16 protein-coding genes are annotated in these 13514 nt (G+C 68.8%); 11 read left to right on the top strand and 5 right to left on the bottom strand.

Annotation, left to right across the window (positions count from 1 at the left end; translation table 11 throughout):
* Positions 1-349 precede the first annotated feature (349 nt).
* Entirely contained in the window at positions 350-616 is a 267-nt protein-coding gene (locus NGR01S_RS15970) for a hypothetical protein (RefSeq protein WP_063037451.1), read from the bottom strand.
* Complete coding sequence (locus NGR01S_RS15965; RefSeq protein ID WP_063037449.1) at positions 613-1467, bottom strand: PHP domain-containing protein; 855 nt, start codon at positions 1465-1467, stop codon at positions 613-615. Before NGR01S_RS15965 ends, NGR01S_RS15970 begins: the two co-directional genes overlap by 4 nt.
* 142 nt (positions 1468-1609) lie before the next feature.
* Between NGR01S_RS15965 and NGR01S_RS15960 the strand changes: the two genes are divergently transcribed.
* Entirely contained in the window at positions 1610-2683 is a 1074-nt protein-coding gene (locus NGR01S_RS15960; RefSeq protein WP_063037447.1) for a magnesium and cobalt transport protein CorA, read from the top strand.
* Between the two features lie 24 nt (positions 2684-2707).
* On the opposite strand, the gene NGR01S_RS15955 is transcribed toward NGR01S_RS15960, so the two are convergent.
* The 3 genes from NGR01S_RS15955 to NGR01S_RS15945 form a co-directional block, all read right to left on the bottom strand.
* On the bottom strand, positions 2708-3289 hold the full coding sequence (locus NGR01S_RS15955; RefSeq protein WP_174551704.1) for a suppressor of fused domain protein: 582 nt from the start codon (positions 3287-3289) through the stop codon (positions 2708-2710).
* 3 nt (positions 3290-3292) lie between these two features.
* Positions 3293-3784, bottom strand: coding sequence for a YflT domain-containing protein (locus NGR01S_RS15950; protein ID WP_063037445.1), 492 nt, complete (start codon positions 3782-3784; stop codon positions 3293-3295).
* 418 nt (positions 3785-4202) lie between these two features.
* Positions 4203-5147, bottom strand: coding sequence for an HpcH/HpaI aldolase/citrate lyase family protein (locus NGR01S_RS15945; protein WP_063037443.1), 945 nt, complete (start codon positions 5145-5147; stop codon positions 4203-4205).
* A 53-nt stretch (positions 5148-5200) separates the two neighbouring features.
* On the opposite strand from NGR01S_RS15945, the gene NGR01S_RS15940 reads away from it, so the two are divergent.
* The 10 genes from NGR01S_RS15940 to NGR01S_RS15900 all read left to right on the top strand — a co-directional run bounded on the left by NGR01S_RS15940 (position 5201) and on the right by NGR01S_RS15900 (position 13511).
* On the top strand, positions 5201-6481 hold the full coding sequence (locus NGR01S_RS15940) for a magnesium transporter MgtE N-terminal domain-containing protein (RefSeq protein ID WP_063037441.1): 1281 nt from the start codon (positions 5201-5203) through the stop codon (positions 6479-6481).
* Entirely contained in the window at positions 6478-7086 is a 609-nt protein-coding gene (locus NGR01S_RS15935) for a DUF1003 domain-containing protein (protein WP_063037439.1), read from the top strand. The genes NGR01S_RS15940 and NGR01S_RS15935 overlap by 4 nt, the downstream gene beginning before the upstream one ends.
* A gap of 144 nt (positions 7087-7230) precedes the next feature.
* Complete coding sequence (locus NGR01S_RS15930) at positions 7231-8607, top strand: lytic transglycosylase domain-containing protein (RefSeq protein WP_245664612.1); 1377 nt, start codon at positions 7231-7233, stop codon at positions 8605-8607.
* A gap of 278 nt (positions 8608-8885) precedes the next feature.
* A complete protein-coding gene (locus tag NGR01S_RS15925) occupies positions 8886-9740 on the top strand; it encodes a lytic transglycosylase domain-containing protein (RefSeq protein ID WP_063037435.1) in 855 nt (284 codons plus the stop codon).
* A gap of 19 nt (positions 9741-9759) precedes the next feature.
* Positions 9760-10896, top strand: a complete 1137-nt coding sequence (locus NGR01S_RS15920; protein WP_063037433.1) for an Mrp/NBP35 family ATP-binding protein — start codon at positions 9760-9762, stop codon at positions 10894-10896.
* Between the two features lie 19 nt (positions 10897-10915).
* Complete coding sequence (locus tag NGR01S_RS15915) at positions 10916-11236, top strand: DivIVA domain-containing protein (RefSeq protein WP_063037431.1); 321 nt, start codon at positions 10916-10918, stop codon at positions 11234-11236.
* Positions 11233-11814, top strand: coding sequence for a DNA-3-methyladenine glycosylase I (locus tag NGR01S_RS15910; RefSeq protein ID WP_063037429.1), 582 nt, complete (start codon positions 11233-11235; stop codon positions 11812-11814). The genes NGR01S_RS15915 and NGR01S_RS15910 overlap by 4 nt, the downstream gene beginning before the upstream one ends.
* Before the next feature lie 158 nt (positions 11815-11972).
* Entirely contained in the window at positions 11973-12140 is a 168-nt protein-coding gene (locus NGR01S_RS30290) for a DUF3117 domain-containing protein (protein ID WP_064484472.1), read from the top strand.
* A complete protein-coding gene (locus tag NGR01S_RS15905) occupies positions 12127-12987 on the top strand; it encodes a putative RNA methyltransferase (protein ID WP_063037427.1) in 861 nt (286 codons plus the stop codon). Before NGR01S_RS30290 ends, NGR01S_RS15905 begins: the two co-directional genes overlap by 14 nt.
* Positions 12988-13103: 116 nt before the next feature.
* Positions 13104-13511 (top strand): group I truncated hemoglobin, encoded by a 408-nt coding sequence (locus NGR01S_RS15900; RefSeq protein ID WP_063037425.1) that lies wholly within the window; start codon positions 13104-13106, stop codon positions 13509-13511.
* Positions 13512-13514 lie beyond the last annotated feature (3 nt).

Raw genomic sequence — 13514 nt, 5'->3', positions numbered from 1 at the left:
CGATTTCGGGCAGCGAAGGTCCGGGTGAATTTCGGACGGGTTGGTCCGAGCGAACTCGACCGGTGCCCGTTTCCCGTCGCGACGGTGCGTCGCGGAGCGGCGGGCGCCTGATATCCCCGACCCGGCGGTGGCAACGATCGGGAATCCGCCACATTCTGCCAGGTCCCGGATCGTTCGCCAAACCGGGCCCGGCGGTTGCGTGTTTCGGACACCACGGGGCCAGCGTAGGCCGCGAGCATTACCTTCCCGTGAGCGGAAACTCGCGAGTGGCGCCAGGGACCGGTGAGACAACCCCAAAGGTTCCGGAAAGCCCGGTGAACCCGGCGACCGCGATGTGCTGCGCGGCCGGTCAGCCCCACCACTGGGTCCACAGCAGGATCGCGCCGGAACCCAGCACCACCACCGCCGCGCCGAGGCTAGCCGCGCCCCGCACCCGGTCCGAATACACCTGTGCCACAACGGCGATCGCCGCGACCACAATATGCCAGGCCACCGATTCGGCACCAGGCCCGGGGAAACCGCGCCGCTCGCCGATGATCTCCGCACCGACGACGACCGACGCCAGCAACACCAACCCGGCCGCTGCCACGCCGCTGAGGCCGCGCACGAGTCTCATGAGGCCAGCACCGGTACACCGGTGGCTCTGCCAGCCAGTTTCTCGAACTGCGCCGGCTCGGTGGTGCATTCGCCCAGGCCGATGGTCTTGTTGGCGCCGTGGTAGTCCGAAGACCCCGTCGCCAGCAGTCCGCATTCGCCGGCCAGTTCACGCAGTACCGCCCGGTCCCGGGGACTGTGGTCGGGGTGATCGACTTCCAGACCGCCGAGTCCGTGCGGCGCCAGATCGCGCACCTCCTGCAGGTCCAGCAACCGGCCCCGGCTGCGGGCCCGCCCGTGGGCGAGCACGCTGACGCCGCCGGCGCGTGCGATCATCTCCACCGCCCGGCGCAGCGGGGTATCGGCTTTCTCCACGTAATAGGGGCCGGCCGAGGCGAGTAGATCGGCGAAGGCAGCATCCACCGAGGGCACCACACCCGCCTCCACCAGGGCACGGGCCAGGTGGGGGCGGCCCGCGGCGGGACCGGCGGCGGCCAGCACCGCGTCCGGGTCGATCGGTAGGCCGTCGGCGGCCATCCGTTCGGCCATGGCGCGTAGTCGCTCGACCCGTTCGGCACGCAGCCGTTCCCGCTCGGTCGCGAAACCGCTGTCGGCGGGATCGAACAGATAGGCCAGCAGATGCACCGACACCGGATAGCCGTCGACACCGCGGCCCACACACGACATTTCCATGCCCCGGACCAGGGTCAGCCCGGCCGGGCGGGCGGCCTCGGCCTCGGCCCAGCCGGCAGTGGTGTCGTGATCGGTGAGCGCGACGACATCCAGCCCGGCCTCGGCCGCTCGGCGCACCAGATCGGCCGGGCTGTCGGTGCCGTCGGAGGCGGTGGAGTGGGTATGCAGATCGATGCGCACCCGTCCAGTCTTGCAGTGCCCATCCGGGGCACCCTCGGTGCGGGGCGGCAAGCGCGGGCGCGGCGGCGGCCCCGGGTCGCGGTGACCGGGAGCTGTCCGCGGAGGTCCCGGCCCGGGAGCGGCAGCGACGTAGCATCGACGCGTGCCTTCGATCCCGCTGCCGTTCCATGGTCCGGGGCGGACGCGGCGCGCCGCCGCGGCACCACATATCCGGGTGCCCACCGCACGTGCGGTCGTCGACTGCGCGGTCTATGTGGACGGCAGACGTCTCCCGGGCCGGTTCACCCACGAGAAGGCGCTCGCCGCCGCCAGGGAACGCGGCGGTTTCGTCTGGCTCGGCCTGCACGACCCCGACGCCGAGCAGATGGGTGAGGTGGCCGAGACCTTCGGACTGCACGCCCTCGCCGTCGAGGACGCGGTCCAGGCCCATCAGCGGCCCAAACTGGAACGTTACGACGACACCCTGGTCATGGTCATGCGCACGGTCGCCTATCGGGAGCACGAACTGCACACGGTCAGCGAGATCGTCGAAACGGGCGAGCTGCTGATCTTCACCGCACCCGATTTCGTCATCGCCGTCCGGCACGGCGAACATTCGCCGCTGGCGACCGTGCGCCGCGGTCTCGAAGCCGACCCCGCCCGATTACGACTGGGCACCGGCTCGGTGCTGCACGCCATCGCCGACCACGTGGTCGACTCCTATATCGACGTCGTGCAGGCGGTGGAATTCGATATCGACGCAATGGAAGAAGAGGTGTTCACCCCGCGCAGCAGAATCACCGTCGAGGCGATCTATCAGCTCAAACGCGAAATGGTGGAGCTACGACGCGCGGTCAACCCGCTGGCGCTGCCACTGCAACTGCTGGTCCACAAGGAGGAGTTGCCGATCGACCCGGAGATCCGGCGCTATCTGCGCGATGTCGCCGACCACCACACCGGCGTCGCCGAACGCATCACCGATTTCGACGATTCGCTCAGCGCCCTCATCAGTGCCGCGCTCACCAAGATCACCGTCCAGCAGAACACCGATATGCGCAAGATCTCGGCGTGGGTCGCCATCGCCGCGGTACCGACCATGATCGCCGGTATCTACGGGATGAACTTCGAGCATATGCCGGAACTGCGGATCAGCTGGGGTTATCCGGTGGTGCTCGCGGCCATCCTCGGAATCTGCCTGACCCTACTCGCCCTCTTCCACCGCAACGACTGGCTCTGACCGGGCCGCCCACCGGCACCGGCACTACAGCGAAGCCGCGCCCCGGCCGGGGTCCAGCACATCGATCCCGGCCTCGGCCCAGGCATCCCGCAGCGCCTGCGCCCCACGCACCCGCACCCAGGCCGCCTCGGTCGCCGTCACCGGCGTCACCGTGAAATACCGCACCGGCTCCGCCGGATCCGGTAACTCGATCTCCGGCATCTCCCCCGCGCCCAGCAGCACCGCCGTGAACGGTGCGTCCTGCCAGATCGGTTCGCCCAGATCCAGCAGCGCATCGGCCTGCAACACAACGCCTTCGACCGCGGGCGCCGCCGCCAGCACCCCCAGCGTCCGGGCCACCCCCGCCCCGGCACCGGCCGCCGACCGCACCGTGAGCACCAGCTCGGCCCGCGGACCGCGCACCGGATCGGCGTGCAGATCCCCCGGATCACCCATCGGATGCCGCGACCCGCCGACCGTCAGATAGTGCGTCACACCGTCACCCGGGATGCGCAGGATCTCGATCGGCTCCAGACCCAGGAAAGTCATCGAAGCCGTATCCACCCCGGCCGCGTCCACACCGAAGAAATCCGCCACGGCCGTCCGGACGCGCTCGATCACGTCCATCCGCTAGATTGCCAGCTTCGCGAGCAGATCCCGGGCCTGTTCGGCCGTCTTCGGATCACACAGCACATCGTAACGGCCCGCGACCAACTGCATGGTCGACGCGAAATCCCGCTGACCGCGAGTGGCCGCATACGGGATGGTCGTCGAGATGACCCCGAAAATGATGCCGCCGACCAGGCCCACCACCAGCGGACCGACCATACCGTTGGTGGTGAACAAGCTCAGCAACAGACCCAGGAACAACCCCAGCCACGCACCCGAGACCACACCCCCGCCGATCACCTTGCCCCAGTTCAAGCGGTACAACACCCGCTCGACCTGCATCAGGTCCACGCCGACGATGGTCACGTTCTGCACGGGGAACTGATTGTCCGCCAGATGATCCACCGCACGCTGCGCCTCGGCATAGGTCGGATACGAACCGACCGGCCACCCGGAAGGGGGCGTGGGCAGACCCTGCCTACCGCGATTCGAGCCTCCAAGAGGGTTCGTCATAAGTCCATTCTGTCTTATTTGGCGCCGCCTGCGGCGGCGCGGGGTCGAGACCAAGGGGGCCCTCGACCCCGCGACGCCGCAGGCGGCGCCGAAAACACAGCACCTTCACGAGCAGGCCCACACCTCAACCTTCACGAGCATGCCCACACCATGGTCTCGGTGCGCGCGCACCCCTTGCTCTCATGAGCGAGCCCGCCCAGGCCCAGAGCAGGCCCAGACAGAGGCCAACCAGGCCGCCCAACGCTGCCCACGCCCCAGCGAGCGAGCATTCCCAGCACTAAAGTCGCCAACCGGTGTGCCTGGGGGTTTACCGGGCCGGCGCGGGTTCGAACAGCATCGTGCGCCGGGCACCGCGGACGCTCCCTCGATCACCGCGATTCGGGTCGCGGTCCGGCCGAGGTACCGCCGGACGAACTCCTCATTCCGGTGGTGTGAAGGTGGTTGTCCGCTGCATCCCCGCCGCCCGCCCCTTTTCCGCGATGACCACCGCCATTTTCGCGCTGGCCTCGTCGATCATCTCGTCGCCGAGCATTACCGCGCCGCGGGCGCCGCCGGCGGTGGAGGTGTGGTAGGCGTAGGCCTCGAGGATGAGTTCGGCGTGGTCGTAGTCCGCCTGCCGGGGGCTGAAGATCTCGTTGGCGGCGTCGACCTGGCTCGGGTGCAGTACCCATTTCCCGTCGAAGCCCAGGGCGGCGGTGCGGCCGGCGGCGCGCCGGAAGCCGTCGATATCGCGGATCTGCAGGTAGGGGCCGTCGATGGCCTGCAGGCCGTGGGCGCGGGCGGTGAGCAGGATGGTCATCAGGATGTGGTGGTAGGCGTCACCGGTGTCGTAGCCCTCGGGCTGCTCACCGACCACGAGGGTGCGCATATTGATGCTGGCCATGAAGTCGGCGGGGCCGAAGACCAGGGTCTGCACCCGCAGGCTGGCGGTGGCGATCTCGTCGATATTGCGCAGGCCCAGCGCGTTCTCGATCTGCGGTTCGATACCGATGCGGCCGGGTTCGATCCCGTTGGCCCGTTCCAGCTGGCTCAGCAGCAGATCCAGCGCGCGCACCTGACCGCCGTCGGTGACCTTGGGCAGCAGGATCGCATCGAGTGCGGTACCGGCGCCGTCGACCACCGAGATCACATCCGCGTAGGTCCACTGCGTGGTCCAGTCGTTGACCCGCACCACCCGCAGCTGCCCACCCCAGCCGGAGTCGTTGAGGGCGGCCACGATATTCGCGCGGGCCGCGGCCTTGGCCTCGGGGGCGACCGCGTCTTCGAGGTCGAGAAAGACCTCGTCGACCGGTAGGCCCTTGGCCTTGGCGATCATCTTGGGATTGCTGCCCGGCACGGCGAGCACGGAACGGCGCGGCTTCATCAACTCTCCTGGGGGTCGGCCCGGTCCGGCCCGGGAACATCTAGCCTGACACCATGGCAGCTACCAGGGTGTATATCGCCAGGCTGACCGGCCTGGCGGTGCTGGGGCCGGACGGCGAGTCTATCGGCCGTGTTCGCGACGTGGTGGTCGCCGTCCGGTACGACCGGCAAGAACCGCGTGTCCACGGCCTGGTGGTGGAGTTGCCGACCCGGCGCCGGATCTTCGTTCCGATGCTGCGCGTCACCGCTGTCGAACCCGGTTCGGTGAACCTGAACACCGGCAATGTGAGCCTGCGGCGTTTCGCGCAACGTCCCGGTGAGGTGCTGGCCATGGCGCAGATCGTCGACTCGGCGGTACGCGTGGACGATCCCGATCTGCCCGATCTGGCGGGGGTCGATGTGTATGTGGTGGATCTGGGGATGACGCTCACCCGCACCCGGGACTGGCGGGTGTCGCGGGTGGCGGTGCGCGGGCACCGCAGGCTGGGGCGGCGGCGCACCGTGCATGTGGTCGACTGGGCCCGGGTGGAGGGACTCACACCGTACGAGCTGGGGCGGCCGGGTCAGGATGTGAGCACATTGCTCGAGCAGTTCGAGGGCCAGCGCGCCGCCGATGTCGCGCATCTGCTGCGCGAACTGCCGGAGAAGCGGCGGCTGGAGGTCGCGGTGGCGCTCGACGACGAGCGGCTCGCCGATGTGGTCCAGGAGTTGTCCGGCGACGATCAACTGGAATTGCTGGGCAAGCTCGAAATCGGGCGCGCGGCCGATGTCCTCGATGCCATGGATCCCGACGATGCCGCCGACCTGCTGGGCGGGCTGCCGGAGAACGAGGCCGAATCGCTGTTGACGCTGATGGATCCGGAGGAATCGGAGCCGGTGCGCCGGCTGCTCGAACACTCCCCGGATACCGCCGGTGGGCTCATGACGCCGGAGCCGGTGGTCCTGACGCCGTCGACGACCGTCGCGGAGGCGCTGGCCCGCGTCCGCGACCCCGATCTGACGCCCGCGCTGGCCTCGATGGTTTTCGTGGTGCGGCCGCCGACGGCGACGCCGACCGGGCGATACCTGGGCTGCGCGCACCTGCAACAGTTGCTGCGGGAACCGCCCGCGCATCTGGTGGGTGGGCTCCTGGACACCGATCTGACCACCCTCCGGCCGGAGGCTCCGCTCACCGCGGTGGCCCGCTTTTTCGCCAGTTACAACCTGGTATGCGCGCCGGTGGTCGACGAGCAGAATCATCTGCTGGGTGCGGTGAGTGTGGACGATGTACTGGATCATCTGCTGCCGCGTGATTGGCGTGAGGACGAGCAACTGTTCGAGGGTGTACGACAGTGACCGACAAGAGCACCGCGAGCCGGGCGGCGGCGGCCGCCCGGCAGCGGCTGGAGACACCGGTCGAATCCCGGTTCCGATTCGATTGGGACGCCGAGGCGTTGGCGCGCGGCAGCGAACGCATCGCCCGGTTCCTGGGCACCGGACGCTATCTCGCGTTGCAGACGGTGGTGGTGATCGTCTGGATCGCGTTGAACATCTCCGTCATCACGTTGCGCTGGGACCCCTACCCGTTCATCCTGCTGAATCTGGCCTTCTCCACCCAGGCCGCCTACGCCGCGCCGCTGATCCTGCTGGCGCAGAACCGCCAGGACAATCGCGACCGGGTATCGCTGGAGGAGGACCGGTTACGGGCAGCGCAGACCAAGGCCGATACCGAATTCCTGGCGCGCGAACTGGCCGCCCTGCGGCTGGCGGTGGGCGAGGTGGCCACCCGTGACTATCTGAGGCGGGAACTGGACGAGATCCGTGACTCGCTCGATCGCCTCGAGTCGGCGGCGGGCGTGGGTCCGACGCGCCCGGAAAAGTCTCTCAAGCCGAAACGCAAGAAAACCTCCGGTCACAAGCCGGTTACGGGCGCGGTTTCGTCGCCTGTCGCGGATGAATGACCGGAAATCCGCAATATGCTCCTGACCGGTAGGTAACCTGGATCACGTTGTCCCGAGCACGCCGTCCGGGAATGTCCGGGACGGTTGCTCACCTGTGACATAGAGGAACGGTGGAGCCGAATGCGGATACCTACCCCTGTGGCAATGTCGGCTCTGGTCATGGCGGGCCTGGTAGCGAGCGGTTCGGCCGCACACACCACCTTCTCGTCGACTCCCCCGGAGGCTCCCGGGGCCCGGCTCGCCGCCGATACCGATCGACTGGAAGACCCGGCCGTGACCACCGACGCGCCACTGCCCCAGACACTTGGAATGTTGCCGGTCGAGCGTTCCACGCCCCGGAAACTCCGCGCGCTCAGCCCCACTCCCGCCGACGGGATCCCGCCCTTCGGTGGCATCGTCCCGCTGCAGACCATCGATCTGCCCCGGGGCGGCGGTGCGCTGGGTATTCCGGAGATCGTGCTCGCGGCCTATCGCAATGCCGAACTGGCCCTGCAGTCCTCGACACCCGGTTGCGGTGTCACCTGGAACCTGCTGGCCGGGATCGGCCGGATCGAATCCGGCCACGCGAGCAACGGCCGCACGGATGCCGCCGGCACCACCAACCCGCCCATTTTCGGTCCCGCACTGGATGGCTCGCTGCCCGGCAACGAAGTCATCCGCGCGGCCGACGGAGGCTATGTCCGGGCGCTGGGACCCATGCAGTTCCTGCCGAGCACCTGGGCGCGCTACGCCGCGGACGGCAATGCCGACGGGCGTGCCGATCCACACAATGTCTTCGACGCCGCCCTCGGCGCCGGGAAGTATCTGTGCTCGGGCGGTCTGAATCTGCGTGACCCGCAACAGGAATTACGGGCGGTGCTGCGGTACAACAACTCGATGTCGTACGCGGCCAATGTGCTGAGCTGGTCGGCGGCCTATCGGACCGGCGGCCGGCCGGCCCCGGTCACTGTTGCGCCCGATCCGGTCCCGCCGGGCAGTTACCCGGCCGATTTCCCGCCCGGCCCCACGGATCTGCTGGCCGCGCAGACCGAGAACCAGGTCCCACCACCCCCGCCCTCGCTACCCACGCAGACGCCGCGACCCGCGCCGATGATCCGGATCCCGGGTCTGCCGCCGATTCCCTGCGGGCTGCTGTGCCCGCCGGCTCCGGGCGCCCCGAAGGTGGGCGAGGCCCTGCCCGATCCGGCGCCGGTCGTCCCGGACGGGCCCGCGGACCGTACCGGCCCGGCAGCTCCGGCCCCCACACCCGGCGCCCCGGCGGCTCCCGCACCCGGCGACCGGTCCGCACCGGCACCGGACGAATCAGCGCCGGCCGCACCGCCGCCCGCCGAAAATCGGAATCCGCCGGCACCTGCACCTGCACCGCCGGCACCGCCGTCGATCACGCTCCCCGGCGGGATCGTCATCCCACTGCCGCTCGGGCTCCCCCCGGTGCCGGTGGGGGCCCCGCCCGCACCGGTGGACACCATCCCGGCGGCACCCGAGCCCGCGGCACCGGCGGCACCCGCCCCACCCGCCTGAGCTGGCGATTCCACCGGACACGCGGCAGCCGTACCGCCCCCGGGGGGGACGGGCCCGGTCACCGGCCGGGCCCGTCGGCCGATGCGCGCACCCGGGCGGGCGCAGACCGAGTTCCGAAGCAGCGCCGCCGCTTCCCATTCCCATTCGCGCGGAAATAATGGTCACGGAGGAGTAACAAACAGATCTCGGATGCGGTATTGTCGACACAACAGGTCACGGAGCGGCAACGAATCAACTCGTGACCGCAGGCTGTGCGTTGAGATGAAGGGCTTGAGTACGTGGGGCGTCACCGTAAACAGCAACCTGCCACCGTTTCTCGCAGCTCGGTGCTCGCACTCACCGGGCTGGTTCCGGCCGGAGTGGTGGCCACCAATGCCGCCGCGGCGGTGGTCACCGATCCGACCGCGGCCTCGGTGGCCATGCAGGTCTCGGCACTCGGCGCCGCCCCCGCGCAGGCCGCGGCCCCCGTCGCCGTCGACCCCACCGCGCTGCACGCCATGGCCAAGCAATCACCGGAGGCGCCCGTCGAGGTGAGATCGGTGGCGCTGGATCCGAACCGTCCCCGCAACGATCTCCCCGTGGCAGCCTCGGGCATCCCCGGGATCGCCGAGGCCGCCTATATCGGCGCCGCGCAGATCCTGGCCGACGAGAATCCGGACTGCAATATGCCGTGGACCATGCTCGCCGGTATCGGCCGGGTCGAGTCCACCCATATGAACGACGGCCGGGCCGATGCCGACGGTAACGCCCTCGCCCCGGTATTCGGTCCCGTTCTGGACGGCAGCCTGTCGGGCAACAATGTCATCCACGATTCCGACGGCGGCGCGCTGGACGGGTACAGCGGCTACGACCGCGCCGTCGGCCCCATGCAGTTCCTGCCGGAGACCTGGACCAGTTTCGCCGCCGACGGCAATCGCGACGGCATCTCCGATCCGCAGAACTACTACGACGCCACGCTGACGGCCGGTAAGTACCTGTGCTCCGGAGGCCTGGACATGCGCGATCCCGCCCAGCAGACCAGGGCCATCCTGCGCTACAACAACTCGATGGCCTACGTCGCGAACGTGATGGCCTGGGAGCAGTCGTACCAGACGGGTATCGCACCGCGGCCCGCGGAACTCCCCAAGATCTGACCGCACTACCATCGGCAGCATGCCAGTGGTAACGGAAGCGGAGGTGCGGGGCGCCCTCGCGAAGGTCGACGACCCCGAGATCCGGAAGCCGATCACCGAACTGGGCATGGTGAAGAGCATCCGGATCGAGCCGGACGGCAATGTGCATATCGAGGTCTACCTGACCACCGCCGGCTGCCCGTTACGCACCGAGATCACGCAGCGGGTCAGTACCGCGGTCGCCGACGTCCCGGGCGTAGGCGCGGTCTCGGTCGATCTCGATGTGATGAGCGACGAGCAGCGCACCGAACTGCGCAAACAATTACGCGGTGATTCCGCGGAGCCGGTCATCCCCTTCGCCCAGCCCGGTTCGATGACCCGCGTGTACGCGGTGGCCTCCGGAAAGGGCGGCGTCGGCAAATCCAGCGTGACGGTCAACCTGGCGGCGGCACTCGCCGACCGCGGCCTGTCCGTCGGAGTGCTCGACGCCGATATCTACGGCCACTCCATCCCCCGGATGCTCGGTACCGACGCCCGGCCCACCCAGGTGGAGCGGATGATCATGCCGCCGGTCGCGCACGACGTGAAGATGATCTCGATCGCGCAGTTCACCAAGGGCAACACCCCGGTGGTGTGGCGCGGCCCCATGCTGCACCGAGCCCTGCAGCAGTTCCTGGCGGACGTGTTCTGGGGCGACTTGGACGTCCTGCTGCTGGATCTGCCGCCCGGCACCGGTGATGTGGCGATCTCCATCGCCCAGCTGATCCCGAATGCCGAGATCCTGGTCGTCACCACCCCGCAGATCGCGGCCGCCGAAGTCGCCGAGCGCGCCGGCGCCATCGCACTGCAGACCCGGCAGCGGATCGCCGGTGTGGTGGAGAACATGTCCTGGCTGGACCTACCCGACGGCACCCGGATGGATCTGTACGGGTCCGGCGGCGGGCAGGCGGTGGCCGACCGTCTCACCCGGGCGGTGGGCGCGGAGGTACCGCTGCTGGGTCAGATCCCGATCGAGCAGGCGCTGCGCGAAGCCGGTGACGAGGGCACACCCATCGTGCTGAAGGATCCGGAGAACCCGTCGGCTGTGGCCCTGCGCGCGGTGGCGGACAAGCTCGCGGTCCGCCGGCGCGGCCTGGCCGGTATGTCACTGGGTATCGACACCACCCGTCATCTCTGAGCGCACATAGACTCGATCCATGCTCACCCTGCTGCTGTACGTCGTGATCGTCGGTTTGGTGGCCGCAGTCCTGTTTCTCCTGGCCAGCGCCCTGTTCGGGCGGTCGGAGGAGCTGGGTCCGCTTCCCGAGGGCACCACGGCGACGGTGCTACCGGTAGAGGGCATCGACGGCGCGGATGTCCGGGCGCTGCGCTTCCAGCAGGTCGTCCGCGGGTACAAGGCCGGTGAGGTCGACTGGGCGCTGGCCCGGCTGGCCGCCCGGATCGACGAGTTGCAGGGTCAACTCGCCGAGGCCCGCGCGACCGGTGCCGCCCCGCGGCAGGGCCCGGAGCAGCCGTGACCGGCTCCGGGGCGACCGACACGCTGATCCGCTGCCCGTGGTCGGTGGATTCCCCGCTCTACCGGGATTACCACGACCAGGAATGGGGCCGGCCATTGCATGGTGACGACGCTCTGTTCGAGCGGCTGTGTCTGGAGGCTTTTCAGTCCGGCCTGGCGTGGATCACGATTCTGCGCAAACGGCCCGCGTTCCGGGCGGCGTTCGCCGGATTCGCCATCGACCGGGTCGCGGAGTTCGGCGACACCGATCGCGAACGGCTGCTCACCGATGCCGGCATTGTGCGCAATCGCGCGAAAATAGACGCGTGTATCGCCAACGCGAAAGTAGCGCGCCAACTCGATATCGGACTCGACGAATTGCTGTGGTCCTTCGCCCCGCCGTCACGACCGCGTCCGCGGGCATTGCGCGATATTCCGGCGACGACCCCCGAATCCGTCGCACTGGCAAAAGAATTGAAGCGGCGCGGTTTCCGTTTCGTCGGGCCGACCACCGCGTACGCTCTCATGCAGGCCACCGGGATGGTCGACGATCACTTGGCGGAATGCTGGGTCGATACCCGGCACACCACGATCGGCTGACCGATCACATTTGGACGTCGAGTGTCCGTCATCTCATGCGATAGGGAAGAATGGACCGAGTGCGGTCCGTCGTCTCAACCGACGGACCGCCCGGTTGGCGACAACCGGAGTTCCGAGCAAGTGCGCAGCATACAGCGCAGATCTGGAGGGAGCAGAGGATGGCGGCCATGAAGCCCCGTACCGGGGACGGTCCCCTCGAGGCAACCAAGGAAGGCCGTGGGATCGTCATGCGGGTCCCACTCGAGGGTGGCGGGCGTCTGGTCGTAGAACTCACGCCGGACGAAGCCGCGGCACTCGGTGACGAATTGAAGAGTGTCACCGGCTAGACAGGTAGCCGAACAATCGGCGCTCGCCGCGGTCGCCGAGGTACTGAGCTGCCCCGAATGCGACCGCGGCCTGTCGTCCGCGCCGGGCACACTACGCTGCTCTCGCGGGCACAGTTTCGATATCGCCCGGCAGGGCTATATCAGTCTGCTCACCGGTGCCGCCACCAAACTGACCGGTGACACCGCCGCCATGCTCGACGCGCGGGCGGCTTTCCAGAACACCGGAAATTTCGCTCCGATCGCCGACGCCGTCGCGGCGGCCACGTGTGATACCGGCACCCGCGGGTTCATCGCGGATATCGGTGCGGGTACCGGCTACTATCTGGCGCGCGTTCTCGACGCGGTCCCGGCGGCCCGCGGGGTCGCCTTGGATATCGCCAAACCGGCCGGCCGGCGGTGCGCACGCGCCCATCCGCGCGCGGCCGCGGTGGTGGCCGACGCCTGGCGGGGCCTGCCGATCCGCGACCACACGCTCACCACCGCGCTGTCGGTGTTCGCGCCGCGCAATCCGGATGCCGTGGCCCAGGCTCTCGGACCCGCCGGCCGCTATATCGTCGTCACACCCACGGACCGGCATCTGGCCGAACTCATCGAACCGGTCGGCATGGTCACCGTCGATCCGGCGAAGGACCGCCGCCTCGCCGAGGCCATGACCGGCCGTTTCACCCGGACCGAACACCGCACGGTCGACTACGCCATGACTCTCGCCCACGCCGATATCGCGAATCTGGTGGCAATGGGCCCGTCCGCGCACCATGCCGACGACGCGACGGCCCGGATCGCCCGCCTGCCCGATCCCTTCGAGGTCACCGCGTCGGTCACCGTGGGCACCTACATTCCGGTGTGATCTCACCGCCCCCTCGCCGTCATGGTGAGCAGGGGGCAATCACACTGGCACAGAGAGCAATCCACTCGCGACATCGGCCTGATCGCCGAGTAACACGATCCTGATGTCCTTGTTCTATGCGGATACCGACATTCGGCAAACGGAAAGACACCGGCACCACCACCATCTACGAGCAGATCGGCGGCCACGAAGCGCTCGAAGTAGTCGTCGCCGATTTCTACACGAGGGTCCTCGCCGACGAGGAACTGGCCGGCTTCTTCACCGGGACGAACATGTCCCGGCTGCGGGGCAAGCAGGTCGAATTCTTCGCGGCGGCGTTGGGCGGGCCCGAACCCTACTCGGGCGCGCCGATGAAACAGGTGCATCAGGGGCGCGGGATCACCATGCACCATTTCGGTCTGGTGGCCGATCACCTGACCGATTCACTGACGGCGGCCGGCGTCGGCGAGGAGACCGTGGCCCAGATCATCGCGGCCATCGCCCCCCTGGCCGAGGACATCACCTCCGGGTCCTCCTCGGCCTGACGG

Origin of the sequence: Nocardia grenadensis NBRC 108939 (assembly GCF_001613445.1) — a bacterium.
Classification (GTDB): domain Bacteria; phylum Actinomycetota; class Actinomycetes; order Mycobacteriales; family Mycobacteriaceae; genus Nocardia; species Nocardia grenadensis.
This window is presented reverse-complemented; position numbering and strand designations above follow the sequence as displayed.

Coding starts and splice junctions, on each gene's coding strand:
- NGR01S_RS15930 (WP_245664612.1), top strand. CDS start 7,231: ATGTCGGCTCTGGTCATGGCGGGCCTGGTAGCGAGCGGTTCGGCCGCA.
- NGR01S_RS15945 (WP_063037443.1), bottom strand. CDS start 5,147: ATGAAGCCGCGCCGTTCCGTGCTCGCCGTGCCGGGCAGCAATCCCAAG.
- NGR01S_RS15915 (WP_063037431.1), top strand. CDS start 10,916: ATGCTCACCCTGCTGCTGTACGTCGTGATCGTCGGTTTGGTGGCCGCA.
- NGR01S_RS30290 (WP_064484472.1), top strand. CDS start 11,973: ATGGCGGCCATGAAGCCCCGTACCGGGGACGGTCCCCTCGAGGCAACC.
- NGR01S_RS15950 (WP_063037445.1), bottom strand. CDS start 3,784: ATGACGAACCCTCTTGGAGGCTCGAATCGCGGTAGGCAGGGTCTGCCC.
- NGR01S_RS15920 (WP_063037433.1), top strand. CDS start 9,760: ATGCCAGTGGTAACGGAAGCGGAGGTGCGGGGCGCCCTCGCGAAGGTC.
- NGR01S_RS15900 (WP_063037425.1), top strand. CDS start 13,104: ATGCGGATACCGACATTCGGCAAACGGAAAGACACCGGCACCACCACC.
- NGR01S_RS15970 (WP_063037451.1), bottom strand. CDS start 616: ATGAGACTCGTGCGCGGCCTCAGCGGCGTGGCAGCGGCCGGGTTGGTG.
- NGR01S_RS15940 (WP_063037441.1), top strand. CDS start 5,201: ATGGCAGCTACCAGGGTGTATATCGCCAGGCTGACCGGCCTGGCGGTG.
- NGR01S_RS15955 (WP_174551704.1), bottom strand. CDS start 3,289: ATGGACGTGATCGAGCGCGTCCGGACGGCCGTGGCGGATTTCTTCGGT.